Genomic DNA, 25,210 nt, shown 5'->3' on the forward strand with positions numbered 1-25,210 from the left:
GTGAGCGCGTCAGCGCAGGCCCAATTTGCTGGTGCAGGACGGCCAAGCACCCCAGCCCTGACCGGCGCGGACTTTCTCGCCGATCGCGATCTGCTGTTCACGTGATGCGAGGTCGGCGCGAGCTGCGTACTGACCGCCGCCGAATGCTTCCCAGGTGCTCTGGGTGAACTGAAGTCCTCCGTAGAAACCGTTGCCGGTGTTGATGGCCCAGTTTCCGGTCGCCTCGCACTGAGCAATGGCATCCCACGTCGACGCGTTGGACACAGCGGGAGCGGAAGCCTGCTTGGTACCGACCTTCACCACTGCTGCGACCGGTTCCTTGATCACGGTCGCGGACAGTTCGGTTCGTCCGGCCTCGACGCCGTTGACGGTCTTGACCTCGACGGTGGCCGTGCGCTCACCCGGAACACCCGGGTTCTCGACGACGGTCTTGTCCTTCTCCAGCTCGGGATCCTCGACCTTGTTCTCCGGCGGCGCGATCGGCTGCGTCTCGACGCGAGTGTCCGTGCGGTCGCGAGTGACCTGGATGGTCAGGCCGTTGGTAACGGGTGTGTCGGCGGTGGGAACCACCGAGTCGGCCTGCTCGAGCGGCGCATTCTTGGCCGCGAGAAGATCGCCGACGGTCACGGCGGCGAGCTTGACCTCCGCCGCCGGAGCACCACCGTCGCTGACGCTGACGGTCTTCGGGCTGACGACGTCGAGCTCGGTCCGTTCGAGCGGCAGACGATGCGAGCGCGAAGCCGAGACTGCGAAGTCGTCGGAAACATCTACCTGCTTCAATGCCTCGTCGACCGTCAATGCGGTGGTCCAGATGGTGGTCGGCTGACCGTCGACGGTCAGAGCCAACTCACGGGCACGGCGTAGTACGACGGTATCGCCATCGGACAGGGAGGAATCGGCACTGGGTGCGAGCGCGTCCTTGGGATCGACCAGGTATCCGGCGTCCTCGAGAGCGGTACCGACGCTGCTCGACATCGTGGACAGCGAAATCATGTCGCCGTCGACGTCGAGGGTGATCGTCTTGTGCCGAACCACGGCGAGCGCACCCCCGACGATGAGCGTCAGAAGCAACGCACCCACCACTGAATAGAGAAGTGGTGACTTCGTGGAGTTGATCTTGGCAAAAGGCGACACAGGAAATCCCAAGGCAGACGACGTTCGATCACAATACGGTAACGACCGAGCGTTGTATCGGCAACCAAATCACAACGAAATGCGACTTTTGTCACGGAACGGCAACGGCGTGTCGTGTGTTCTGCACTTTCCGGCTCCGATACCCGTGTATCGATTCAGCTCTGGGCGCAGTATGTTCTCGTCTGGTTCAAAGCAGTCCGGCGATCCCGGGCGCGACAGAAGAAAGCTGGGCGATAGTGCGAAGAAGATTCGACAGACCACGTAATGCCAGGTGGCCGATCCTGGCCATCCTGCTGGCGCTGATCGCAGCGCTGTTCGCCCCCGGAATCGCGAGCGCGCAACCCGGCCGCACCTACACGATCGCCACCGATCTGACATTCGCCCCGTTCGAATTCGAGAACGAAGACGGCAAACTCGTCGGCATCGACATCGACCTGCTCAATGCGATCGCCGAGGACCAAGGCTTCAAGGTCGACATCAAACAGCTCGGCTTCGACGCGGCCCTTCAGGCCGTGCAGGCCGGGCAGGCGGACGGCGTCATCGCGGGCATGTCCATCACCGACGCCCGCAAGCAGGTGTTCGACTTCTCCGACCCGTACTTCGAGTCGGGCGTGCAGATGGCGGTCCTCGAGACCGACAACGACGTGAAGTCGTACGAGGATCTGAGGGGCAAGCGCGTCGCTGTCAAGAACGGCACCGAGGGCGCCAGCTTCGCCGAGTCCATCAAGGACCAATACGGCTTCACCACAGTCTATTTCGCCGACTCCGCCAGCATGTACGACGAGGTCCGCACCGGGAACTCCGTCGCAGTCTTCGACGACTACCCCGTCCTCGCCTACGGCATCACACAGGGCAACGGCCTCAAGACGGTCACCGAAAAAGAGGTGGGCGCGAGCTACGGCTTCGCAGTCAACAAGGGCCAGAACGCCGAACTGCTCCAGATGTTCAACGCCGGACTGCAGAACCTGCGCGACGACGGCCAGTACGACGAAATCGTCTCGACCTACCTCGGTCAGGGCGCGTCGACGTCGGACAACTCCATCATCGGCTTGATCAAGAGCACCTACCCGCAGCTTCTCAAGGGCCTGTGGTTGACGATCGTTCTCTCCGTCGTCTCGATCGCGATCGCTCTGGTCCTAGGCGCGATCTTCGGTCTCTGCCGCGTGTCCACCAACATGTTCGTCCGAGGTATAGGCACAACCTACGTCGACATCTTCCGCGGCACACCGCTGTTGGTGCAGGCATTCTTCATCTACTTCGGCATCCCGGCAGCCCTGCATTTCCAGATGTCCGCCTTCACCGCAGGCATCATCACGCTCTCGCTCAACGCCGGCGCGTACATGGCTGAAATCGTCCGCGGCGGCATCCTGTCCGTCGACAAGGGACAGATGGAGGCGTCACGAAGCCTGGGCATCAGCTACATGAAGTCGATGCGAAAAGTCATCATGCCGCAGGCAATTCGCACGATGATCCCGTCGTACATCAACCAGTTCGTGATCACCCTCAAGGACACGTCGATCCTGTCGGTCATCGGACTCGCCGAGCTCACTCAGACAGGGCGCATCATCATCGCGCGCAACTTCCAGTCGTTCAACATGTGGCTGATCATCGGCGTCATGTACTTCATCATCATCATGGCGCTCACCAAGCTGTCGAACCGCCTCGAGAAGAGGATCAACAAGTGACCGAAACAGCCGTCAACATGGGCAAGTCCGCCACCGAGGTCAAGATTTCGGTCAAGGGACTGAAGAAGTCGTTCGGCGACAACGAGGTCCTCAAGGGCCTGGACGTCGACATCAAGAGCGGTGAAGTGGTCTGCGTCATCGGGCCTTCCGGTTCCGGCAAGTCGACCTTCCTGCGTTGCCTCAACCGCCTCGAAGACATCACCGCCGGATCCGTGCGCGTCGACCAGTTCGACCTCACGAACAAGGATGTCGACATCGACAAGGTGCGCCAGCACATCGGGATGGTGTTCCAGCACTTCAACCTGTTCCCCCACATGAGCGTCGTCGAAAACGTGATGCTCGCTCCGGTGCAGACCGGGCGATCGACCAAGGAGCAGGCTCGCGAGATCGCCGTCAAACTGCTCGGCCAGGTCGGTCTCGCGGAGAAGGCAGATGCCAAGCCCGCCAGCCTGTCCGGTGGGCAGAAGCAGCGCGTTGCCATCGCCCGCGCACTCGCGATGAGTCCGGACATCATGCTCTTCGACGAGGCCACCAGCGCCCTCGACCCCGAAATGGTGGGTGAGGTTCTGCAGGTGCTGCGCGACCTCGCCAAGCAGGGCATGACCATGGTCGTCGTGACCCACGAGATGGGCTTCGCCCGTGAGGTTTCCGACCGAGTCATCTTCATGGCCGACGGATACATCGTCGAAGAAGGTAAGCCGGAGAGTCTGTTCGGCAACCCCCAGCAGCAGCGCACCCAGGACTTCCTGGCGAAGGTTCTCTAGGGGCAAGCCCCCTGTGCGCCTTTTTGGTAGCGGGGACTACCGGAAAGGCGCACGGGTGGTGGCCAATTCGACGACAACGGCCGTCTCCATCCAGCCACGACGACCGGCAACCAGCGACGACATGCCGCGAAAAGACCGTGGGACCTTCTCGACTCGAACGTGATCGGTGCTCCCAGGTACCAATACCCAGTGCCTGGGTTCTTGTTCGACAAACTCGCCGCGCTCGAGTCGGATCGAGAGAACGATCCCGGCCGTAGGTTCCACGTCGTCGGGATAGATTCCTCCATGAACCGTCCCGTCGAACCACAGCGACTCACGTGTGGGGTGCAAAGCCCACGCAGATTTTTCGCCGACCACCGGCAACGGTGCACAGCACTCGAATTCCCACGTTTCGATGCGGACTGTGACCACGTTGTAGTCATTCATCTGAATACTCCGCGCAGTAGACGAACCGGGACACGACCGTCCCGGGCGCGGAGTTACCTGTCAGACCACCATAGCGTCAGAGCTTGTAGACGCGCTCCGCTGTCGCCGTGGACGCTGCTGCCAGCGCCTGCGGATCCTCACCGCGGATGTCTGCGAGCGCGCGCACTGTGTACGGCAGGCAGTACGACTCGTTGGGCGCACCGCGGAACGGGTGCGGCGTCAAGAACGGCGCATCCGTCTCGACGATCAGCTGATCCGAGGGCACCAACAGCGCGGCCTCACGCAGCGCCTTCGCATTCTTGAAACTCACGGTTCCCGAGAAACTCAACACGTAGCCCGCGTCGATGCACGCACGGGCCATCTCCGAATCCGAGGAGAAGCAGTGGAACACCACAGTCTCCGGCGCGCCTTCCTCGTGCAGCACCCGCAGCAGGTCCTCATCGGCTTCGCGATTGTGAATCATCAGCGTCTTGCCGAGACGCTTCGCGAGGTCGATGTGCCACCGGAAACCGTCGACCTGCTCCTCGATGGTGGCGCACCCTTCGAGCTTGCCTGGCCAGTAGAGATCCAGCCCGGTCTCCCCCACCGCGACGACCCGCGGATCGGACGCCAAACGCTCGATCTCGGCTCTGGTGTCGACATCGAGGACGTTCGCCCTGGTCGGATGGATTGCGACGGCTGCGTAAACCCTCGAATCCCAGTTCGCAGCGTCGACGGCAAAGCGTGCGGCATCAAGGTCGTCGGCCACCGTGACGACCCGTCCGACGCCGACGGCTTCGGCCCGATCGACAATTTCGGCCACGGTCGCAGCGTCGTGCGCACCACAGGCGTCGAGGTGCGTATGTGCGTCGATCAGAGGCGACAAGGGCTCAGGGGCATCGGGGGCGGGACGGTCTTTGCTCACGCCCGATAGAGTAAGCCCACCATGACTGTGCCTGCCTCACCCTCCCAGACCCCGCGCCCGGACTCCGCTGCCCCGGAAGGCGCGGAACGATCGCCGTTCTACATCACGACAGCGATCGCGTATCCCAACGGCGCTCCGCACATCGGCCACGCGTACGAGTACATCTCCTCGGACGCGCTCGCCCGCTTCAAGCGGTTGGACGGTCATGAAGTGTTCTTCATGACCGGCACCGACGAGCACGGTCTGAAGATGCAGCAGACAGCGATCAAAGAGGGCATCGACGTCCGCGAACTCGCGGCTCGGAACTCCGACGTGTTCCAGAACCTCGACAAGGTCCTGAACATCTCGTACGACCGCTTCATCCGCACCACCGACGCCGACCATCAGGTCGCCAGCAAGGCGATCTGGGAAAAGATGGCTGCATCGGGCGACATCTACCTCGACACGTACTCGGGGTGGTATTCGGTTCGTGACGAGGCCTTCTACACCGAAGCCGAGACCACGCTTCTGGACGACGGCACCCGTCAGTCGACGGAGACCGGCACTCCGGTGGAGTGGACCGAGGAGTCCAACTACACCTTCCGTCTCTCGGCCTACGAGGACCGTTTGCTTGCTCTGTACGAAGAGCATCCCGAGTTCATTGCCCCCGCGACTCGTCGCAACGAGATCGTCAGCTTCGTCAAGGGCGGCCTCAAGGACCTGTCGATCTCGCGCACCACGTTCGACTGGGGCGTCGAGGTTCCCGGAGACCCCGACCACGTCATGTACGTCTGGGTCGACGCCCTCACCAACTACCTGACCGGCGTGGGTTACCCGAACGTCGACTCGGCGGAGTTCGAGAAGTTCTGGCCCGCGAGCCTGCACATCATCGGCAAGGACATCACGCGTTTCCATACCGTGTACTGGCCGGCGTTCCTCATGTCTGCCGGCATCGAACTGCCAGAGCGGGTCTTCGTCCACGGGTTCTTGTACAACAAGGGCGAGAAGATGTCGAAGTCGGTCGGCAACGTCGTCGACCCCATCGCGATGGTCGATCAGTACGGCCTAGACGCGGTCCGCTTCTTCCTGCTCCGCGAGATCTCGTACGGCCAGGACGGCAGCTACAGCCACGAAGCAATCGTGACGCGTATGAATGCAGACCTGTCCAATGAACTGGGCAACCTCGCGCAGCGTTCACTGACGATGGTCGCGAAGAACTGCGATGCCCAGGTACCGACCCCCGGCGAGTTCACCGAGGACGATCTGGCGATGCTGGCGTCGGCGGATGCCCTGCTTGCCAAGTGCCGCAGCGAGTTCGACGTGCAGGCGCTGCATCTCGCACTGGAAGCCATCTGGGGCGTTCTCGGCGAGACCAACCGGTACTTCTCCAAGCAGGAACCGTGGGTTCTGCGCAAGACGGATCCGGCACGCATGGCGACGGTTCTGTACGTGACGCTCGAAGTGGTCCGTATCGTCGGGCTTCTCGTTCAGCCGGTGATGCCCGACGCGGCGTCACGCATCCTCGATCTGCTTGGCCAGAGCGAAGAGAACCGGCAGTTCGCCGACATTGCGGTTCGCATCGACGCGAACCGGAAACTGCCTGCTCCGGCGCCAGTTTTCCCCCGCTTCGTCGAGGAATGAGCTAAGCGAGAGTGCCGCACGTGGGGTCCGAGATATCCGGTTACAGGCGGATGTGTCGGACCCCACGTGCACACTCCAGCCATGACGACGAATAGAACATACATTCGAACCAGCGCTTCGGCGCAGACACTGCCATGGAACGGAGCGCGGGTGTCCACTCAGGAGGTCAGCCCTCAATCCGTTTCCGCGGTGCGAGATCTCGTTTCCGAACTGTCCGCGGCGTACGACCGCGGATGGCAGCCGGCGGATCTGATTCATCTGGCGCGTCGAAGCAAAGAAGCGTCCGACGCCGATCTCGCCGCCACCACCATCCTGTTCGACGCGAAGGCGTCGCGCGCCTCCGATCGCGCTCCGCTCGAATGGGTGGGGCAGTTGCAGACAATCGGCGAGCAGTATCCGAAGTCTCGGCACATCGCTTCTCGAATCACCGTGGACGACGACGTTTTTCGCTCCCTCGCGGCCGGCCTTCTGTTCCAGGATCCCTACTTCCTCGTTTCGCAGATCGTCGACGTCGCGCGATCGTGGATGCGCCTACCTCAGTGGACGGTGTTGCTCGCGCCACCATCCACCTGGCCGTCGCAACGCACCGATACCAGCTATGCCGGCGTCGGCGATACCGAGGTCGACGCCAAGGTACTCAAGCGAATTCGTGGACTACTCGCCAAAGCGGAAGCAACCAACTTCGCGGAAGAAGCCGAGATTTTCACCGCGAAGGCCCAGGAGTTGATGACCCGGTACGCCATCGACTCCGCACTGCTCCACAGTCGCGCCGGGGTCACCGACACATCCGTCAATGCCCGACGCATTCACATCGAGAACCCGTACGTGAAGGAAAAGGTTCACCTCCTGACCGAGATCGGCGAATCGAATCGAGTCAGGACTGTCTGGTTCAGCGACATTGCACTCGCGACCGTCGTCGGCACTCCGGTCGACCTTCAGCAAGTCGACATGCTGTTCACTTCCCTGCTCGTACAGGCAACCCGTGCAATGCAATTCGCCGACTCGAGCAATCGTGGCGGCTCACGCACCACCTCGTTCCGCAAGGGATTCCTGGCCGGGTTCGCCAGCCGCATCGGACACCGCCTGCGTGACGCCGGCACCAAAGCCACCGCCGAAGCGGCCGACGCGGCATCGATGGACGTCGCGGATCTTCTGCCGATCCTCGCCACCACATCCGAGGCCGTCGACGCCGAATTCGATCGATTGTTCCCGACAACCCGCAAGACTCGCGGACGGTCCGTGGACGCCGAAGGCTGGCACGCCGGCCAGGCTGCAGCCGACGACGCCAACCTGCGTCCCGGCGCACCCGCCGTGAACCGCTCCCGCTAGTCCTTTCGAGCGGCCAGGACCGTCTCGTACAACTCACGCTTGGAGACTCCGGCCGTTGCGACCAGAGCACACGCGTCCTTCAATCGTGCTCCCCCCTCGACCAGCCTTTCCACCTCGTCGACCAGATCGGCAGGATCAGATGCCACCAGCACTGCGCCTTCGAGCACCACCGTGATCTCACCGCGAACGCCCTCGGCGGCCCAAGCAGCTAACTCCCCGAGAGTGCCGCGCTTCACTTCCTCGTAGGTCTTGGTCAATTCCCGGCACACGGCCGCGCGCCGATTCGGCCCGAGAACTTCCACCGCATCTGCGAGGCAGTCGGCAAGGCGATGGGGTGCTTCGAAGAACACACACGCTCGCTGCTCGGTTGCCAAGGCCGAGAGCCACGTCTTGCGCTGCCCCTGCTTACGCGGTGGGAATCCGTCGAAGCAGAACCGCTCCACGGGCAATCCGGAGAGTGCCAGCGCGGTCGTCACCGCCGACGGACCGGGCAAGCACGTGACGGCGAGGTTCTCGGCTACGCAGGCGGCGACAAGGCGATATCCGGGATCGCTGACCGACGGCATGCCCGCGTCCGTGACCAGCAGGACGGTCTTGCCTTCGGCGACGTCGGCGACCAGCGCGGGCAGCCGGGAAATCTCGACCTGATCGTAGAAACTGACGATCTTCCCGGTGATGGTTACCTCGAGCGCGGACGCCAGAGACTTGGTGCGTCGTGTGTCCTCCGCAGCAACGACGTCGGCGGTTGCGAGAGCAGACCGAAGACGCGGAGACGCGTCACCGACATCTCCCATGGGTGTTGCGGCGAGTACCAAGCGACCAGTCATACCTGACAGCCTACGATTGCCAGGTGACTGTGCAGACGGACGAGCGGCCAACGCCCGCCACGAGCGATCGGGTAATGCGTAGTCCCGGCCCGCTGGTACCGGATCCTGATTTCGGCCCGACCGACAGATTGCGCGGCTGGATCGTCACCGCTTTCGTCACCGCTATCGCGGCGATCACACGCTTCACGATGCTCGCCTACCCGACCGACGCCGGCACACCTGTCTTCGACGAGAAGCACTACGTTCCGCAGGGCTGGCAAGTTCTGACCGGTGGCGGCATCGAAGACAATCCCGGTTACGGATTGGTGGTACACCCGCCGATCGGTAAGCAGATGATCGCGATCGGCGAAGCACTCTTCGGTTACAACGGTTGGGGGTGGCGATTCTCGTCGGCCCTGGTCGGGACACTGATGGTCTTGCTGATCATCCGGATCGTGCGCCGCATGACGCGGTCCACGCTGATCGGCGCGATTGCCGGAATCCTGCTCATCGTCGACGGCGTCACCTTCGTCTCCTCACGCCTGGGGATGCTCGACATCTTCCTGGCTTTCTTCGTTCTCGCCGCCCTCGGATGCCTGGTGGTCGATCGCGACCAAGTCCGCGAACGGATGGCGAAGGTATACGAAGAGGGCCGAATCGGCGACTCTGCCTGGGGTCCGCGGCTGGGTTTCCGGTGGTGGAGGTTCGGCGCCGGCATCCTGCTCGGCCTGGCCTGCGGAACCAAGTGGTCCGGCATGTACTTCATTCTGTTCTTCGGATTGCTCAGTGTTGCCTTCGACCTGTCAGCGCGCCGCGCCTACCGCGTGCAGCGCCCATGGGTCGGCACTGCAGTTCGCGACATCGGGCCGGCTCTGTATGCGTTGGTGATCATTCCGCTCGGTGTGTACCTCGCGAGCTACTGGGCCTGGTTCACCAGCGAGACCGGCGTCGACCGTCACGCCGTCGGTAACGAGATCGGTGAGGGCGGCACGTGGAGCTTCATTCCCTCCGCGCTGCGCTCACTCTGGTACTACAGCGGAAACGTTCTCCAGTTCCACGCCGGTCTGACCAACTCCGCCGGAAACCACCACCCGTGGGAGTCGAAACCGTGGACGTGGCCGATGGGGCTACGACCGATGCTCTACTACTACGCCGACGGCGAGCAGGTCACCGGTTGCGGGGCCGCCAGCTGCGTCAAGGCCGTGATGCTGATCGGCACACCGGCGATGTGGTGGCTGGCCCTACCGATGTTGGCGTGGGCGATCTGGCAGACGTTCGTGCGCAGGGACTGGCGATACGCCGTGGTCCTGACGGGCTACGGTGCCGCTTACCTCCCGTGGTTCGCGACGCTCGACCGCCAGATGTACTACTTCTACGCAGTTGCACTCGCCCCGTTCATGGTCATGGGATTTGCGCTGGTCCTCGGCGATGTACTGGGCAAGGCGAGCGCGTCCGTCGAGCGTCGTACCACCGGACTTCTGGCAGTCAGTCTGTACATCGGTCTGGTCGTGGCCAACTTCGTCTACCTCTGGCCGATACTCACCGCCATGCCGATCACGCCGGAATCGTGGCAGAACCATCTGTGGTTGCCCAGCTGGAAATAACCGGACGACAAAAGGGGCACCGAACCGCAGTTCGGTGCCCCTTCACGGTTCAAGTCCTACTCCGCTCAAGTCCTACTCCACTGACTTACCCACACGGCGTCCTCGGCGCGGGCGTAGGAGAGCACGTTTCTGCTCCTTCGCCGCAATGATGATCGGGTCGTGCGAAAGATCCTTGTACAGCGAGAAGCACAGTCCGATCATGACCAGCACGAACGGCGCCGCAGCGATGATCGTCATGGTCTGCAAGCCGTCGAGCGCTTCGGAACCACCGGTCCACAGCAGAAGCGCCGCGACGCCACCGGTCAACATGCCCCAGAACACCACGACCCAGCGACTCGGTTCGAGCGTTCCGCGCTGCGAGAGCGTCCCCATCACCATCGACGCAGCGTCGGCGCCGGAGACGAAGAACACTGCGACGAGCAGCATGACCAGGACAGTCGTCACTCCGGCCAACGGCAGATTGTCGAGCATGCCGAACAGTTGAGCCTCTTCCGAGCCTCGGCCGGACAAGCCGATTCCGTCGCGTTCCTCGCCGATGCCTGCGCCGCCGAAGATCGCGAACCAGAGCAAGCTGACAGTCGTGGGAACGGCGATGACGCCGACGATGAACTGGCGGATCGTGCGGCCGCGGCTGATGCGGGCCAGGAACATGCCGACGAACGGCGTCCAGGACACCCACCATGCCCAGTAGAAGATCGTCCACGACGAAAGCCACGCGCCGGTTTCAGGATTCGACGATGCACCCGTGCGGGCCGACATCTGGGCGAGGTCGGAAACGTATGCACCAATGGTCGTCGGGAGCAGATTGAGAATCAGCACGGTCGGCCCGAGAACGAACACGAACAGGGCCAAGATCAGCGCTAGCACCATGTTGATGTTGGAGAGCCACTGAATTCCCTTGGCCACACCGGAAACTGCCGAAGCGACGAACGCCAGGGTCAGCACCGCAACGATGGCCACGAGCAGGAATACGCCGGCTTCTTCCATCCAGCCGACTACCTCGAAACCGGAGCCGATCTGAAGTGCGCCGAGCCCCAAAGATGCTGCGGTGCCGAAAAGTGTCGCAAAGATTGCCAGGATGTCGATGACCTTGCCGATCGGCCCTTCGGCTTTGCGACCGAGCAACGGGATGAAGGCCGAACTGAACAGTTGCTTGCGTCCTCGGCGATACGACCCGTACGCAATGGCAAGGCCCACAACGGCATACATCGCCCAAGGATGAAGACCCCAGTGAAACATGGTGGTAGCCATGGCAGTTCCGACGCCACCGTCGGTGCCGGGAGGCGGAGTCACGTAGTGCGCAAGCGGTTCCGCGACACCGAAGAACATCAGGCCGATGCCCATGCCGGCGCTGAACATCATGGCGATCCAGCTGACGGTTCGGAACTCGGGCTTCTCACCGTCTTTGCCCAGCGGAATGTCGCCGAATCGACTGACAGCGAGGTAGATGGAAAACAGCACGAAAGCCGAAGCTGCGAGTACGAAGAGCCAGCCGATGTTCGTCACCAACCAGCCGAGAACACTTCCGGTTACCGAGTTCAGGTTGTCGGGAGCTACGAGACCCCACACGACAATAGCCAGCACCGCTGCGGCCGCCACGGAAAACACCACGTAGTCGGTCCGAACGCCTACCCGAGTAAAGCCCGTCTCCGGGCGCTCTTCGTTGGCCCCGGAATCTTGTTCGGATCGATCAGATTTCGTCACCATAGATGACTACGTTCGTCACTTTGTGGGCCAAAAGCAAGCTGGAAGGCGGGCTCAACAGCCGTTGAACCCGCCTTCTCACCCCGATCAAGCTGGGGTTTTAACCCAACCGTTGCCCTTGCCGATCAATCCGTCGATGCTGATGCGTCCTGCGCCGATAACAGCGATCAAGAGCGAACCGACACCGAGTGCGACGACGAGTTCATAGCCGCCGTTGTCTATGAAGACGCCCTTGTCGGCGTGCACGATGAAGAACGCGCCGACCATGTCGAGGAACAGCAGTGCGCCGACGAGAGGGGTCAACAGACCCGCGATGAGCAGGATGCCGCCACCGAGTTCGATGGATGCTGCCAGAACTGCAGAAATCTTGGGGAGCGGGGCGCCCATCCCTTCGAATGCGGCCTGCGTTCCGGCGATCTTGTAGGTGAAGAACTTCTGCCAACCGTGGGCGATGAAGATGATCCCGAGGCCGACACGGGCGATGAGGAGTCCGAGGTCACGAGCAATCGACGAATTCATGAGCCAAGACTGACAGCTTTAAGTTGAAGCGTCAACTTAATCAATGTGTCACGCACCTCTCAATGCCGACTCCACCATGGCGACGATCTCAGTGTCGGAGTACCCGAGCGAGCGGACCTTATGCGCAAACGCGGTCGCCGCCTGCTCCGCCTGCGCCTGCACCGGATCGGTCCCCGAAGCGATGAACGTCCCTTGCTTTCCCCTCGTCTCGATCACGCCCTGATCGCTGAGCGCGCGATAAGCCTTCGCGACGGTGTTGGCCGCCAATCCCAGCTCCGAGGCCAATGCACGCACCGTCGGGATCTTGGTTCCCGCAATCAATCCGCCGCCGTGAACCTGCTCGATAATCTGTTGCCGCAGTTGGTCGTACGGAGCTGTGGAGGAATCGTGTTCGATAGCGATCTTCATCGTCACCCTCGTCGTATCTTCTCGGTCACAGCATCTTCTCTCTCACAAACCCTCGATCGCTTCGCGGATCGTATGCGGGCCGGAGGTCAGAACCAATATCTTGCCGACACTGGACGGCGCGTCGATGAGCGCTTCGATCACTGCGGCGACATCTGCACGAGGCACAGAGCCTCGATCGACGGGCGGCTCTGCAAGAAGGACTTCACCGGTGGGGTCGTCGTCTGTCAGAAGGCCTGGCCGAAGAATCGTCCAATCCAGCGAAGTCCTTGTCTTCAGGTCTTCCTCTGCTGCAGTCTTCGCCCGCAGGTAGGCGGCAAAAACCTCGTCGGTGTTCTCCGGTATTTCGTCACCAGCACCCATGGCGCTGATCTGTATGAACCGACGCACTCCCGCTTTCTCGGCGGCATCGGCCAACAGCACCGCCGCAGCTCGGTCTACGGAGTCCTTCCGCTCGATCGAGCTACCAGGTCCGGCGCCCGCGGCGAAGACCGCGACGTCGGCACCGTCGAGTACCTTCGCAACTTCCTCGACCGTGGAGGATTCCAGATCGATCACCACGGGGAACGCGCCGAGTGTGCGGACCGCACCCTCGTGCGCGGAGTTGCGGATCAGCGCTACCGGCCGATCACCATGTCCTGCCAGCAGGTACGTCAGGTGCTGCGCGATCTTGCCGTGCCCACCGGCAATGACCACGCGCCGTTCGTCCACACTTCGATGTTCCGTCATCGTTTTCTCCTCACAAGTCGGTACTTCAAGTGCAGCGCGCCGGAGGTGTCCGTTGTTCCCCTGTTTGTCCCACGAGTTCGGACACAGAGGCAGAATGACGGACATGGCATCTGCAACCATCTTCCACAATCAACGGTGCAACACGTCGCGGACTGTTCTCGGACTTATCCGCGACGCCGGCATCGAACCGACCATTGTGAAGTACCTCGATACTCCGCCTACCCGATCCGAGCTGGAAAAACTCCTCGCCGACGCCGGCCTCGAGCCCAGCCAAGCCGTTCGCAAGCGCGAAACGCAGTACAAGGAACTCGGGCTCGCCGATGCATCCGAATCCGAGATCCTCGACGCGATGATCGAGCACCCGATTCTGATCGAACGCCCGTTCGTGGTCACCGACAAAGGCACCGTCCTCGCGCGGCCTGCAGCCAAGGTGGAAGAAATTCTCTGACAGCGTCGACGGCTTACAGCGGATCGCGGGCGATCGGGCAGGACATGCACCGAGGACCACCTCGGCCGGACCCCAGTTCCGAACCCGCGATTCGCAAAACCTCGATACCCGAGGCCTCCAGCCTGGCGTTCGTTTCGACGTTGCGCTCGTAAGCGACGACGACGCCAGGCTCGACGGCGAGGGTGTTGTTTCCGTCGTCCCACTGCTCACGCTCGGCAGTCACCGTGTCGAGTCCGGTGTCGATCACACGCAGTTTTCCGATTCCCATGGCGTCGGCCGCCGCTTCGAGGAACGGCGTCGCACCGCGAATACTCACCCCGTCGTCTTCCTTGCGCAGAGTGAACGCCGCCAGGGTGTCCTGAATGGCCGGATACATGACGACCGCGTCGGCCTCGACCATGGTGCAGACCGTGTCGAGATGCATCGACGCTCGGCGTTGCTCGATCGGAACAACCAACACCGTGTGGGCGAGGCCGTCGTCGAACACGCTACGCGCCAATGCTTCTGCTCCGGCGGGTGACGTACGTTCACCGACACCGATTGCGATCACCCCCGGCGCGAGAAGCAGCACGTCACCTCCCTCGACAGGAGCCGTGTGCGACTCGTACGCGCGGCGCACGCCTTTGAATCGAGGGTGATGCGCGTAGACGAGATCCGTTATCGAGGATTCGCGAGCTCGCGCTGACAACGCCAAGGACGTGATGATGACCCGTGGCCCGACCCAGAACGACGAATCACGGGTGAAGAGCAAGTTGGGCAACGGGTCGATCACGAAGTCACCGCCGTGATGCATCCTGCGCACCAACGAGGTCGAGTCGGCATCGATCGGCAATTCGTCGAACGTCATTCCTGCAGTAAGGATCGACGAAAGCTCCTTCGGCTCCACCTTTCGCAGGTAGGCGGCCAGGTGTTGCCCGAGCGCGTGGCCGATCTTGCGTGCGTCCACGGCGGCCGCGATTCCCTGGATCCTCGCTGCGCCACTGACCTCGAGCGCCTCGGTGAGGAGATCGGACAAAAGCAGTACCTCGACGCCGCGCTCACGAAGGACGGTCGCAAACTGATCGTGTTCTTCCTGCGCGCGGTCCACCCACGGCAACGCGTCGAACAGCAGCTCGTCGTTGTTGCGCGGAGTCAATCGTTTCAACTCGTCGCCAGGACGATGAAGAATGACCGATCGCAATCGGCCCACCTCGGAATCGACACCGAGGGGGACGGAGCCAGAAGCGTTCATGAGTGAACACTAATCCCGTAGGCCCCACCCAGCAGGGACAAGCAGCTGTCGTACCGGTCCGCGTAACGTCTGATCCGACGCAGGCGAGAGGACCAGGCAATGAGTAGTACGGATCAGGCGGCGCTGAACGGCGCCGGAATCGAGAGGTTCACCGGGCGCTGGGTCGGCGCTGGAGCCGGACATTTCCCCACCATCGACGACTTCGAGTACTCCGAGGAGATCGAGTTCGCGCCCACCCCGAAACCGTTTCTCACCTACTCGTCGCGCACTCGTGGGCTCCCCGACGGACGACCGCTTCACATGGAATCGGGATACCTGCGCCCAACACCGGGTGGTGAGCTCGAATTGCTGGTCAGCCAGCCCACCGGATTCGTCGAGATCCATCGCGGCACCCTCGACTCCGAAGGCACTCTCGCCTTGACCCGTCTCACGCTCGCAGCATCACCCGACGCAAAACCGGTTCACGACGTCCGGCGAGTCATGCGCGTTCAGGGCGACACGCTGACATACGACTTGTGGATGGCGCACGGTGACACCCCGCTGACACATCATCTCCACGCCACCCTCCACCGGGCGACGGACCGGTAGTCGCCATGGAGATGCCGTCGTGGAAGGCAAAGGAACTCACGCCCGGCCAGCTCTCCGAGCGCAGCGGTGTCGCCGTCTCGGCCCTGCATTTCTACGAACGAGAAGGCCTCATCGTCAGTCGCCGGACCAGCGGAAACCAGCGCCGATACCAACGAGACACGCTTCGACGCGTCGCCTTCATCAGAATCTCGCAACGCGTCGGCATTCCGCTGTCGGAAATCAGAGAGGCCCTCGGCACACTTCCTGAAGGCCGTACCCCGAACCGCGCAGATTGGGAAAGATTGTCGACCGGGTGGCGGCGCCACCTCGATCTACGCATCGAGCAACTGGAACGTCTACGGGACAACCTCACCGGTTGCATCGGTTGCGGGTGCCTCTCGTTGGAGGGGTGCGCCCTCGCCAACCCGCACGATCAACTCGCATCCGCCGGCCCGGGTGCGCGCGTTCTGGAAGTAGATTTCGGTGCAGACTCAGGCGAGAAATGACTCGACGGCGTCCCGATCGCGCCCCAACAAGTCCTCGACGGTCTTCTTCAGCAACTTCTCGATCTGGCCGCCGATGATCGGCATCTTCACCTCAGCCGTTCCGTCGACGACCAACCGCGTGCAGGACTCGGCGGCGGTGAGATCGAGCGTCGTCTCGATTCGGATCGGCAGTCCCCGCGCGATTCCGGTGACCGACCCTGCTGCACGCCCGTCCGACAGAGGTCCCCACCGATCGACCCGTTTCAGACCGAGCCGACTCGGCGCAACCTTGGCGACCAGGCTCGGGAGGGAGGCGGAGTCGATTTCCTCGGACACGGATACTTCGATCGATCCGTCTCGAACTTCGATGTCCGAGGTGGCATAAAGGTCTCCGAGTCTGCCTTTCCAATAATTCGGGTCGGTCAAAGTTCGATGCACGTCGTCGATCGGATATTTGAATTCGATATCGAAGTGAAAACTCTTCGGCATGACTTTGGTCCCTATTCGACTAGATAAAAGTCCCGGCGGAGTTAACGCTCATCGCTTGAGCAATTTACTGAACTGGTCGTTCGCTTTTTGCATCACGAACTCGTAAGGCAGGGCGAATTTGCGCGCCCACCAGTATCCGAATCGGATGTCATTGGACGTATATACGAGGTACGTATTCTTCTCGATTCCCCGCAGAATGCACGACGCCACCTTCTCCGGGGAGACAGCACGCGCCTCGAACCGGTGCGTGAGTTTTTCGACCCGCGGGTCGTTCCTGTCGATACCCGCTATTTCCACGGTTCCCACCAATGGCGTCTTCACCCCACCCGGCACAACCAGACTGACCCCGATTCCGTGCCGCTTCAGATCGAATCGCAGCACCTCGGACACCCCGCGAAGGCCGAACTTGCTCGCACTGTAGGCGGCGTGCCACGGCAGGGCCAAAAGTCCGGCAGCCGAAGACACGTTGACCAGGTGTCCACCCTTGCCGGCACGAATCATGGGTGGAACAAACGTCTCCATGACATGGATCGGCCCCATCAGGTTGACGTCCACCATGGACTTCCAATGCCGATGTTCGAGGTTCTCGATAGTTCCCCACGCTGAAATGCCGGCGATATTCATGACGACATCCATCGAAGAAAATTGAGTGTGAATCTCGGTACCGAATTTCACGACCTCGTCGTAGTCCGAGATATCGAGTGCCTTCGCCATGCTGACCGTGCCGCCGCCGGCGCCGACCATCGCGACCGTCTCTTCCAATCCGACGCTGTTGATATCGGTGAGAAACAATTCGGCGCCGACCTCTGATGCACGCAGCGCAGTTGCACGTCCAATTCCACTACCGGCGCCGGTGATCAGGCATTTCTTGCCGTCGAGCGACCTTACAGACATGGATGAACACTCCCCCGCACTCGTACTGTGGACATGCGGGAAAGTCTACGCACGCACGGTGCGGCCGCCCTGAAACACGCAAGACGACCTGCGGGGCACGGCCGTACTCCGCGCAAACACCGCACAGAGACGACCGCAGCGAGCACTAGAGACGCTGCATCATCTGCTCTTGATAGCCCTTGACCGTACGGTCGAGTTCTTCCGCCGCTACATCGTCCCCACGCTTGCGTGCGTCGTGGGCTCGATCCTGAATTTCACGGATTGCGCGGCGCAATTCATCATCGCTCATCGTGTGTTTCATGTCACAATTCTGCACCCACTCGGAGGGTTTAGCTAGCACAGATCGCAATCCGGCAAACCGTTCAGGGTTCAACCTCGAGGTGATCCGCATGACATCGCAACCAGCCACCCTGATCGCGACCCCAAACCTTCAAACATCGCTTGAACTGCAGTTTTTCAATCGAAATAGTTGTGAAAAACCAGGCTAACGCATAGCTAATATCGCCAAAACGGGTAAAAGGTTTGATATTGGGCAGATTGGCCAAGTACTGGAAGGTTCGAATAGCGCAGTCGTAGCTGCACATTTCCGTGTGGCGGAAACTCAATGTGCGCTGAGACATAGCTGAGCACTCATTGGCCGGACGAATCGAATCTCGGACACATTTGACAACTAGTCCACTAAACAGACTACGGTGAGCTACCGATCGGTTATCCGCGTGATACCGTAGGATTCACTGAACGGACAATTGCTAGCTAGAGAGGATTACGGGGCGGTTCACAATGGCTGACTTTGCAGAACGATTGAACAAACTGTTCGACAGTGTTCATCCTCCGGGGCGCAAACCCCATACCAACGCCGAGGTTGCGGCAGCGCTCATCGAAGACGGCCATCAGATCTCCAAGCCGTACATCTCGCAGCTCCGCTCGGGACAGCGCACCAACCCCTCAGACGAGACAGTCGCAGCCTTCGCCCGGTTCTTCAAGGTGAAGCCCGACTACTTCTTCAACGACATCTACGCAGCCAAGATCGATCACGATCTCGAACTGCTCTCACAGCTCCAAGGCTACGGGCTTCGCCGCCTCTCGAGCCGTGCATTCGACCTCTCGGAAGAATCGCAGAATCTACTCACCACGATGGCTGAAAAGCTCCGCGCGAGTGAAGGTTTGCCAGAGGTTCCGCCTGACGCGTCACGCTGATGTGAACGTGCTGAAGCACTGACTCGATCTCGAGCACTGCAATGACATGGAGTAGGTCGACTACGAACGTCGACCTACTTTTGTCGTTTCATCGAGTTCTTTCGCCAACAACAACACCCATCGGCGCGCCGACATCTTCTCAGGAGGCGCAATCCACCTGGTGTCCAACACATCCGAGGCCAAGGGATCGGCGATCCACCCCGCCAAAATCCCCGCGTGTGCAGTGACGGCCCGCGGCGGTTCCTGACCACCGACGTCGAACATCCCGGCGCCGGACTGGATGTACATCGCATCCATGATCTGCGCGATCATGTCCGATGCCCGCAGCACAGACGTACTCCCGGCGCTGTCCGCGTCGACTACCTCGGGGAATCGCTTGACGAGAAGCGCGTGCATCCGCCGCAGCCGGTACAGATCTCGTCGCGCACGTAACCAGGTCTCGAGAAGCACCCACGTGATGCCCAGCGCAATCAGAACACTCGAGGCAGCGATGAACCACACCCCTGCGCCCGTCCAGATATCCGATTCGAGTGCGCCGGTGCCACCGATCGATTCGACAAGCATCACGACGACCACGACGAGCAGGATCGACGAACCGGTCACGATCAACGCGATTCCGCGCCCCAACGGCGCCCACGCAACGTGCCGTAGCCCCGTCGAAATGACAAGGGACAGAGCGACGATGATAAAGATCAGAGCCGGCGCCGGGTAGCCGAAGAGAACCGCGATCGCCACCAGGAGCCCCACCGAGTACAGCACGGTGGCGAGGCCGCGCATAGCCGGACGTGACATCACAGGCCAGGCAGACACGGCGCCGACTGCACTGGCCGCAGACAACGCTGTCCACAAGACGATGACGATCATCGCGGCGGCATGCTGCTCCGGCGCAATGCGATCGACGATGTCCCATACCGCCGGCACCATGACCGTCGACGACAATGCGACCGAGAAGCCTGCAAAGACCATCGACATTCGCAACGGCGTCGCGGTGCGCGCGACAACTCGACCCAGTCTCGCGCCGGCTGCAACCCAGACGAGAAGGGCCACAGCCCAAAAGATCATCCGATCGCCTCGTCGTACCGCAACACCGACAGCGGTGTCCCACGGCCACTCATCGTTCGCAGACGCATGATCAACATCGACGCGAACGTCTCGGCTTCCCACTCCGCGATGTCGTCCATCGGCACGGGTTCGTTGCGCCGCAGAGAACGTTGACTCAACATGTAGGCGATCAAATCGTCACTGACCTCGAGCGTCGCCTCGGCGATCTCGGCACCCTCGTGCCGAAACACTATGTGCCCCAACTCATGTGCCAGAGTTCGCTCGACATTGGGAAGTCCGGGGGCCAAGACGATGACGTCGTGGTCGTCGTAGGCTCGGCGCTGACCGCACACTCCGGTGGCGAGCGGGGTTTCCAGATCGATCTCGATCGGGCGCCCACGCTCGCGGGCGACTGTCTGCACTACCGTCAGCAGTGACACAGCCTCCGACGACGCTGCTGCGTCGCATACGGCATCCACCGCGGCCAGAACGCGGCGATGTGAACGTCTGTCCGGCACGACTCACGCACCTCCCTGTGATCCGGGTGCCAGGAATTCGGCACGCGCGGCAGCCAATCGCGCCTTCTGCAGCGATGCTCCGCGGAAAGTCAGTGCTCCCGCACCGGCCGCTACCACTGCCATTCCGCCTACACCGCCGGCGACGGCGGCGGCGTTGAGAATCGGCGGAAGCCCTTGAGTGAACGCCGTCGGAAATGCCTGCGGGTTGTCAGTCGGAGCCGCGACGTTCGGAACGTTCGACGGTACCTGCGGAGCTACGGGTGCGGGTGCGGCCAGAACCTCGGGTGCGGAAGGGGCTGCGACTGCGCCCGGCGCAGCGTTTGCCGGTCCACCGGCAGAGGGTGCAGGCGCTCCGCCGCCCGCTGACGGTCCCTGCGGATCAGACGGTCCAGCCGGCGGAGCCGCTACCGCGGACGACTGCTCGGAACTCGGCTGCGATTCGGAAGGAGACTGTGTCTCGGAGGGTGCTTGGCTCGAAGGACTCTCGGTCTGCGAAGTTGCGTTGGTCGCGGGGGAAGCGCTGCTGCTCGGACGTTGCGACGCCGAAGGGTTGGTCGTGGGCTCAGTCGTGGTCGTGGGATCAGTCGTCGTGGGCTCAGTCGTGGTCGGCTCAGTCGTCGTGGGCTCAGTCGTGGTCGTGGGCTCAGTCGTCGTGGGCTCAGTCGTGGTCGTGGGCTCAGTCGTCGTGGGCTCAGTCGTGGTCGTCGGCTCAGTCGTCGTGGGCTCAGTCGTGGTCGTCGGCTCAGTCGTCGTGGGCTCAGTCGTCGTGGTCGGCTCAGTCGTCGTGGTCGGCTCAGTCGTCGTGGTCGGCTCAGTCGTCGTGGTCGGCTCAGTCGTCGTCGGCTCAGTCGTCGTGGTCGGCTCAGTCGTCGTGGTCGGCTCAGTCGTCGTGGTCGGCTCAGTCGTCGTGGTCGGTGTCGGAATTACGGTCGTGCCGCAGTTGTGACGGTGACAATGCCAGCCATAGTTGCCGTTGCCGTTGTTGCCGCCACCGTTGCCGTTGTTGCCGCCACCGTTGCCGTTGTTGCCGTTGTGACCGCCACCGTTGCCGTTGTTATTGCCACTGTTGTTGCCGTAATTGCCGTTTCCATTGCCGTTGTTGCCACCACCGCTGTTGCCGCCAGGTTGGGCGGCGACGATGGCGGGGAAGACCGATACGGCAAGGACGCCGATACCCATCAGGCACATCACAGCAACAAGCATCATCGCTAGCCGTCGTGGCTGGCTCATCGACATTCCTCCCCGACACATACGTCCGACCTGCGGAAAACTGCGGCAGACTCACCGTGCCTATCGCACCGGACACACCCTCGTTACATTTCCGGCAAACATGTATCCGCCCAAGGATCATCCCTCACTTGGAAGCTCAACGGTCCGGATCAGCGGTCGCAATCGTATGAAACGGCGCACACTCAGATCGAATCTTCGCAATTCGGGCAGGCCCTGAAAATGCAGGAAAGGGTCGTTCAACTTTCGTTGAAAGACCCTTTTCGCTGGTACTTCTTGGTGGAGCTGAGGGGAATCGAACCCCTGACCTCTTCGATGCGAACGAAGCGCGCTACCAACTGCGCCACAGCCCCGTGCCACCGCCTCAGCGGTGCTCGGCAACTCTAACAGGAACGAATACTCCCGTTGGAATCACCCGACACGAACTTTCGGCCCGACGAGATCGGCCCAGAAGATCACTGACCGGACGCGCGACGCATCTCGGTGTGCCTGATCTCTTCTTCGTAGTGATCCAGGTGATCGAACACCGGATCTTCGTCGTCGACCTCGAGGACAACCGCTCCTGGCCGACGCAGTCGCGCCGGAATCAGGCGAAGCTCTTCGTCGGTGTGCGATTCGACTCCGAGTCGCGATCGGTTGAGGCGTTCGGTACGACGGCGGCGAATCTCTTGCTCGATCCGAACCTGCCGACGCAAGTACGCCATGTACCCGCCGAGGCCGCACACGGTCAGCGCAAACAACCACCACACCATCGGCGAGATGATCAATGCGAGAGCGCCCGAGAGAATCGCGACGAACGCAAGTCCCAGCAATGTCCGCTGACGGAATGCATACCGCGCCTCCCGGGCGATGGCATCCGCTTCGGGGTCGAATCCGCCTCGGCCGCGCCGAACCGGAACAAATTCTCCGACCGGTGCACGACCGCCGGCGTAGTCGTCTTCTGCGTGAGTGTCCATCTGGTCCTCCGCGTCGTAGCTGCTGCGCACTGGTTCTGGTTGCCAGTTCGGATCGCTTCGATGTCCTGCTGCCGGCCCGCGCTGAACAGGGTTGCTGTCGCCGCGGTGGAGTACTCGAGTCGCGAGTGCCGCGTCACTCGTCTGCCGGATCCTGGGGCGCTTGTTGACAAGCATCGGCACCAGGACGAACAGCCACACGGCCACCAGCCCGATCCACACGAATGAGCTAGGCATGCCGCGGCCTCCTCCCGATCACCTACCAGCACCTATGCCAGCCGTTGACGAGTCAAGGTTAACGGCCGACGCCCTCGCATCGTTGCCGACGCGCCGAACCCCACCATACTCATGTGTCACACGCGTACCGAACTGAACTTCCGGTTCAGTCCCAAAAGTCTCGAGTTCTGGTTGAATCAAAAACCACATTTTCCCGCCCGAAAGTAGGACTACTCAGCGGTAACTGCTGTTTAGCTCGCGTTTCTCACGCTTCTGGCGCCGTCTTCGTCACACCCACGAAGCGCGTCCGGACCGCACCAATCTGTCGACGACGGTGGTGGGTACTTCCTCGATGGTCATTCCGACCAGAAGATGATCACGCCATTGGCCGTCGACATCGAGGTAGCGCTTGAGAAGACCTTCCTCCCGGAACCCAACGTTTCGTAGGACTGCGCGACTCGACGCGTTCTCCGGCCGAACAGTGGCCTCCACTCGATGCAGACCGACCTTCGAGAATGCGTGATCGAGTGTGAGTGCAACGGCAGCTGTGGCTACGCCCCCACCGGTCACGTGCGAGGCGACCCAATAGCCCACCCAGGCGGACCGCAGAGCGCCGCGCACCACATTTCCGATGGTGACCTGCCCGCAGTACTTCCCGTCGAGTTCGATCACCAGGGGAAGGATCCTGCCCTTGCGCGCTTCGGAGCGAAGGTTCCCGCACAGGGACGGCCAGACGGTGATGTGGTGGCGAGCATCCCAGGGCGATTCTCCGGTGGGCTCCCACGGCTCGAGGTGCTCGCGATCGCGAATGCGGAGACGACTCCACACAGCAGCGTCACGGAGCTTCACGGGGCGGACGGTCACCACTCCCGCGGGCACTCGCAGCGGGCCGAGATCTTCCGGCCATCCTGGATGGACTGACATCACACCCCACTCGGGTCGGCGTTACCCACGTTGGGCGAGAAAAGCTACGTCGACTTCTTCACCGATGTGCACTTCGGTGACGTCTCGATCGACCAGAACCAAGCAATTGGCTTCCGCCAAGGTCGCGAGGAGATGTGAGGACGCACCGGGCGCGCCCCCGAGGGCCTGCACCAGGTACTCCCCTGTCGCTTCGTCACGCATCAGCTGACCACGCAGAAAACCCTTGCGATCGGCAATCGACGTGATCGTTCCCACTGTCCGCGCCTTCACTACTCGCCGCATCGGCTGGCGGCGTCCGAGCGCGATTCTGATCAGCGGGCGAACCATGACTTCGAATACCACCAGTGCGCTGACCGGGTTGGACGGTAGGAGAAAGGTCGGAACCTCGTCCCTTCCCAGCTTTCCGAAGCCTTGCACCGATCCCGGATGCATGGCAACGCGCTCCACCTCGAGTGTCCCCAGGTCGGCAAGCGCCTCACGAACCTCGTCGGACGCTCCGCCGCCCACGGCACCGGCGATGACAACGATTTCCGAGCGAATCAGCTGTCCCTCGACTACTTCGCGAAGACGACGAGAGTCGTTGCCTGCGATTCCCACACGGTTGACGTCGGCGCCGGCATCGCGCGCTGCGGCGGCGAGGGCATACGAATTGACGTCGTAAACCTGACCAGGCCCCGGCGTGCGATCCACGTCGACGAGTTCTCCACCGACGCTGATGACGGAGAGGCGCGGACGGGGATGGACGAGTACTTTGTCGCGGCCGACCGCGGCGAGCAACCCGACCTGTGCGGCTCCGATGATGGTGCCTGCCCGAACGGCCACGTCGCCCGGCTGGACGTCGTCGCCTGCACGGCGAACGTAATCGCCCGAACGCACCGGCTCGAAGATCCGAACGCGAGCGCGACCACCGTCGGTGTTCTCGAGGGGAAGAACTGCGTCGGCCAGCGTGGGCAAAGGCGCGCCGGTGTCGACTCGGACGGCCTGGCGAGGTTGCAAGCGGATCGGTTGGCGTGAGCCCGCCGTCACCTCACCGACCACCGGCAAGCTGAGGTCGGTAGGCTCGCCGTCCTCGCCTCGGAGGTCGGCTCCGGCGCCGGCGACATCGACACTGCGAACCGCGTAACCGTCGATGGCAGCTTGATCGAATCCCGGCAATGGGCGTTCGGTCACCACTTCCTCGGCACACAGCAGTCCCTGCGCCTCCGAGATGGCGACCCGAACCGGACGGGGTGCCACTGCAGCAGCGGTAACCCTGGTCTGCTGCTCCTCAACCGACCGCATCTGGTCCGCGTCCTCCTGTGTCTGGAAATTCGGTGATATCCGTCAGCTCATGATGCCTTGCCGCCGAAAAGGGACAAGCACATTGATACTGCGTTATCGGGCGATCAACC

Annotated in this window: 28 protein-coding genes and 1 tRNA gene; 11 read left to right on the forward strand and 18 right to left on the reverse strand. The window is 62.1% G+C overall.

The genetic code is table 11. The annotated features are described in order from the left end of the window. Nucleotides 1-9: 9 nt before the first annotated feature. A complete protein-coding gene (locus P0M12_RS03880) occupies nucleotides 10-1,134 on the reverse strand; it encodes a resuscitation-promoting factor (RefSeq protein ID WP_116058026.1) in 1,125 nt (374 codons plus the stop codon). Between the two features lie 236 nt (nucleotides 1,135-1,370). On the opposite strand from P0M12_RS03880, the gene P0M12_RS03885 reads away from it, so the two are divergent. Both P0M12_RS03885 and P0M12_RS03890 read left to right on the forward strand, forming a co-directional pair. Next, entirely contained in the window at nucleotides 1,371-2,819 is a 1,449-nt protein-coding gene (locus tag P0M12_RS03885) for an amino acid ABC transporter substrate-binding protein/permease (RefSeq protein WP_003946214.1), read from the forward strand. A gap of 17 nt (nucleotides 2,820-2,836) precedes the next feature. After that, nucleotides 2,837-3,583 (forward strand): amino acid ABC transporter ATP-binding protein, encoded by a 747-nt coding sequence (locus tag P0M12_RS03890; protein WP_030536313.1) that lies wholly within the window; start codon nucleotides 2,837-2,839, stop codon nucleotides 3,581-3,583. A gap of 36 nt (nucleotides 3,584-3,619) precedes the next feature. Here P0M12_RS03890 and P0M12_RS03895 read toward each other — a convergent pair whose 3' ends face one another. Together P0M12_RS03895 and P0M12_RS03900 are read right to left on the reverse strand one after the other, a co-directional pair. After that, nucleotides 3,620-4,009: a DUF6578 domain-containing protein gene (locus P0M12_RS03895; RefSeq protein WP_165639595.1), complete on the reverse strand. Its 390-nt coding sequence runs from the start codon at nucleotides 4,007-4,009 to the stop codon at nucleotides 3,620-3,622. A 76-nt stretch (nucleotides 4,010-4,085) separates the two neighbouring features. Next, nucleotides 4,086-4,913 carry a TatD family hydrolase gene (locus P0M12_RS03900; protein ID WP_030536315.1) on the reverse strand — a complete coding sequence of 276 codons (828 nt, stop codon included), beginning with the start codon at nucleotides 4,911-4,913 and terminating at the stop codon, nucleotides 4,086-4,088. Nucleotides 4,914-4,934: 21 nt separating this feature from the next. Between P0M12_RS03900 and metG the strand changes: the two genes are divergently transcribed. Together metG and P0M12_RS03910 are read left to right on the forward strand one after the other, a co-directional pair. After that, nucleotides 4,935-6,533, forward strand: a complete 1,599-nt coding sequence (metG, locus tag P0M12_RS03905; protein WP_003946248.1) for a methionine--tRNA ligase — start codon at nucleotides 4,935-4,937, stop codon at nucleotides 6,531-6,533. A gap of 81 nt (nucleotides 6,534-6,614) precedes the next feature. Further along, nucleotides 6,615-7,862 carry a DUF2786 domain-containing protein gene (locus P0M12_RS03910; protein WP_202425863.1) on the forward strand — a complete coding sequence of 416 codons (1,248 nt, stop codon included), beginning with the start codon at nucleotides 6,615-6,617 and terminating at the stop codon, nucleotides 7,860-7,862. Here P0M12_RS03910 and rsmI read toward each other — a convergent pair. After that, on the reverse strand, nucleotides 7,859-8,689 hold the full coding sequence (rsmI, locus tag P0M12_RS03915; protein WP_003946264.1) for a 16S rRNA (cytidine(1402)-2'-O)-methyltransferase: 831 nt from the start codon (nucleotides 8,687-8,689) through the stop codon (nucleotides 7,859-7,861). The genes P0M12_RS03910 and rsmI overlap by 4 nt on opposite strands. A 74-nt stretch (nucleotides 8,690-8,763) precedes the next feature. Between rsmI and P0M12_RS03920 the strand changes: the two genes are divergently transcribed. Further along, the gene (locus P0M12_RS03920; protein ID WP_003946230.1) at nucleotides 8,764-10,272 is read left to right on the forward strand and encodes a phospholipid carrier-dependent glycosyltransferase; all 1,509 of its coding nucleotides are present in this window, start codon (nucleotides 8,764-8,766) and stop codon (nucleotides 10,270-10,272) included. A 72-nt stretch (nucleotides 10,273-10,344) separates the two neighbouring features. Here P0M12_RS03920 and P0M12_RS03925 read toward each other — a convergent pair whose 3' ends face one another. The 4 genes from P0M12_RS03925 to P0M12_RS03940 all read right to left on the reverse strand — a co-directional run bounded on the left by P0M12_RS03925 (nucleotide 10,345) and on the right by P0M12_RS03940 (nucleotide 13,629). Continuing rightward, nucleotides 10,345-11,979, reverse strand: a complete 1,635-nt coding sequence (locus tag P0M12_RS03925) for a BCCT family transporter (protein WP_003946258.1) — start codon at nucleotides 11,977-11,979, stop codon at nucleotides 10,345-10,347. A gap of 84 nt (nucleotides 11,980-12,063) precedes the next feature. Further along, entirely contained in the window at nucleotides 12,064-12,495 is a 432-nt protein-coding gene (locus P0M12_RS03930; protein WP_003946228.1) for a DoxX family protein, read from the reverse strand. 48 nt (nucleotides 12,496-12,543) lie between these two features. Continuing rightward, a complete protein-coding gene (locus tag P0M12_RS03935) occupies nucleotides 12,544-12,903 on the reverse strand; it encodes a GntR family transcriptional regulator (RefSeq protein ID WP_003946225.1) in 360 nt (119 codons plus the stop codon). Between the two features lie 42 nt (nucleotides 12,904-12,945). Then, the gene (locus tag P0M12_RS03940) at nucleotides 12,946-13,629 is read right to left on the reverse strand and encodes an SDR family oxidoreductase (protein WP_003946268.1); all 684 of its coding nucleotides are present in this window, start codon (nucleotides 13,627-13,629) and stop codon (nucleotides 12,946-12,948) included. Between the two features lie 94 nt (nucleotides 13,630-13,723). Here P0M12_RS03940 and arsC point away from each other — a divergent pair, with 94 nt between their 5' ends. After that, a complete protein-coding gene (gene arsC / locus P0M12_RS03945; RefSeq protein WP_003946209.1) occupies nucleotides 13,724-14,077 on the forward strand; it encodes an arsenate reductase (glutaredoxin) in 354 nt (117 codons plus the stop codon). 13 nt (nucleotides 14,078-14,090) lie between these two features. On the opposite strand, the gene arcA is transcribed toward arsC, so the two are convergent. Next, a complete protein-coding gene (gene arcA / locus P0M12_RS03950; RefSeq protein WP_003946210.1) occupies nucleotides 14,091-15,308 on the reverse strand; it encodes an arginine deiminase in 1,218 nt (405 codons plus the stop codon). Nucleotides 15,309-15,407: 99 nt separating this feature from the next. On the opposite strand from arcA, the gene P0M12_RS03955 reads away from it, so the two are divergent. Beyond that, on the forward strand, nucleotides 15,408-15,896 hold the full coding sequence (locus P0M12_RS03955; protein ID WP_003946270.1) for an FABP family protein: 489 nt from the start codon (nucleotides 15,408-15,410) through the stop codon (nucleotides 15,894-15,896). Nucleotides 15,897-15,901: 5 nt separating this feature from the next. Then, on the forward strand, nucleotides 15,902-16,381 hold the full coding sequence (gene soxR, locus P0M12_RS03960) for a redox-sensitive transcriptional activator SoxR (protein WP_050654499.1): 480 nt from the start codon (nucleotides 15,902-15,904) through the stop codon (nucleotides 16,379-16,381). Here the strand turns inward: soxR and P0M12_RS03965 are convergent. The 3 genes from P0M12_RS03965 to P0M12_RS03975 all read right to left on the reverse strand — a co-directional run bounded on the left by P0M12_RS03965 (nucleotide 16,367) and on the right by P0M12_RS03975 (nucleotide 18,044). Further along, nucleotides 16,367-16,849, reverse strand: coding sequence for a DUF2505 domain-containing protein (locus P0M12_RS03965; RefSeq protein WP_030536322.1), 483 nt, complete (start codon nucleotides 16,847-16,849; stop codon nucleotides 16,367-16,369). The two genes, soxR and P0M12_RS03965, sit on opposite strands and share 15 nt — an antisense overlap. 48 nt (nucleotides 16,850-16,897) lie before the next feature. After that, nucleotides 16,898-17,743 carry an SDR family oxidoreductase gene (locus P0M12_RS03970; RefSeq protein WP_007729029.1) on the reverse strand — a complete coding sequence of 282 codons (846 nt, stop codon included), beginning with the start codon at nucleotides 17,741-17,743 and terminating at the stop codon, nucleotides 16,898-16,900. Nucleotides 17,744-17,888: 145 nt separating this feature from the next. Beyond that, complete coding sequence (locus P0M12_RS03975; protein ID WP_003946253.1) at nucleotides 17,889-18,044, reverse strand: hypothetical protein; 156 nt, start codon at nucleotides 18,042-18,044, stop codon at nucleotides 17,889-17,891. A gap of 479 nt (nucleotides 18,045-18,523) precedes the next feature. Between P0M12_RS03975 and P0M12_RS03980 the strand changes: the two genes are divergently transcribed. Next, nucleotides 18,524-18,940 carry a helix-turn-helix domain-containing protein gene (locus tag P0M12_RS03980; RefSeq protein WP_003946231.1) on the forward strand — a complete coding sequence of 139 codons (417 nt, stop codon included), beginning with the start codon at nucleotides 18,524-18,526 and terminating at the stop codon, nucleotides 18,938-18,940. Between the two features lie 60 nt (nucleotides 18,941-19,000). Here the strand turns inward: P0M12_RS03980 and P0M12_RS03985 are convergent, their stop codons facing one another. Both P0M12_RS03985 and P0M12_RS03990 read right to left on the reverse strand, forming a co-directional pair. Beyond that, nucleotides 19,001-20,002: a hypothetical protein gene (locus P0M12_RS03985; RefSeq protein WP_003946245.1), complete on the reverse strand. Its 1,002-nt coding sequence runs from the start codon at nucleotides 20,000-20,002 to the stop codon at nucleotides 19,001-19,003. After that, nucleotides 19,999-20,499 (reverse strand): ImmA/IrrE family metallo-endopeptidase, encoded by a 501-nt coding sequence (locus P0M12_RS03990; RefSeq protein WP_003946241.1) that lies wholly within the window; start codon nucleotides 20,497-20,499, stop codon nucleotides 19,999-20,001. Before P0M12_RS03990 ends, P0M12_RS03985 begins: the two co-directional genes overlap by 4 nt. A gap of 178 nt (nucleotides 20,500-20,677) precedes the next feature. Between P0M12_RS03990 and P0M12_RS03995 the strand changes: the two genes are divergently transcribed. Next, the gene (locus P0M12_RS03995) at nucleotides 20,678-21,445 is read left to right on the forward strand and encodes a hypothetical protein (protein WP_277377462.1); all 768 of its coding nucleotides are present in this window, start codon (nucleotides 20,678-20,680) and stop codon (nucleotides 21,443-21,445) included. 2 nt (nucleotides 21,446-21,447) lie between these two features. Beyond that, complete coding sequence (locus P0M12_RS04000) at nucleotides 21,448-21,711, forward strand: hypothetical protein (RefSeq protein ID WP_155277927.1); 264 nt, start codon at nucleotides 21,448-21,450, stop codon at nucleotides 21,709-21,711. Nucleotides 21,712-22,003: 292 nt separating this feature from the next. Here the strand turns inward: P0M12_RS04000 and P0M12_RS04005 are convergent. The 4 genes from P0M12_RS04005 to glp form a co-directional block, all read right to left on the reverse strand. After that, nucleotides 22,004-22,079 (reverse strand) — tRNA-Ala (locus tag P0M12_RS04005). Nucleotides 22,080-22,181: 102 nt separating this feature from the next. Next, nucleotides 22,182-22,916: a gephyrin-like molybdotransferase receptor GlpR gene (gene glpR, locus P0M12_RS04010; RefSeq protein WP_007727521.1), complete on the reverse strand. Its 735-nt coding sequence runs from the start codon at nucleotides 22,914-22,916 to the stop codon at nucleotides 22,182-22,184. Between the two features lie 267 nt (nucleotides 22,917-23,183). Then, a complete protein-coding gene (locus P0M12_RS04015; RefSeq protein ID WP_007727523.1) occupies nucleotides 23,184-23,819 on the reverse strand; it encodes a GNAT family protein in 636 nt (211 codons plus the stop codon). 21 nt (nucleotides 23,820-23,840) lie between these two features. Continuing rightward, nucleotides 23,841-25,100 carry a gephyrin-like molybdotransferase Glp gene (gene glp / locus P0M12_RS04020; RefSeq protein WP_003946353.1) on the reverse strand — a complete coding sequence of 420 codons (1,260 nt, stop codon included), beginning with the start codon at nucleotides 25,098-25,100 and terminating at the stop codon, nucleotides 23,841-23,843. Between the last annotated feature and the right edge of the window lie 110 nt (nucleotides 25,101-25,210).

Origin of the sequence: Rhodococcus sp. RCBS9 (assembly GCF_029457415.1) — a bacterium.
GTDB lineage: Bacteria > Actinomycetota > Actinomycetes > Mycobacteriales > Mycobacteriaceae > Rhodococcus_F > Rhodococcus_F qingshengii.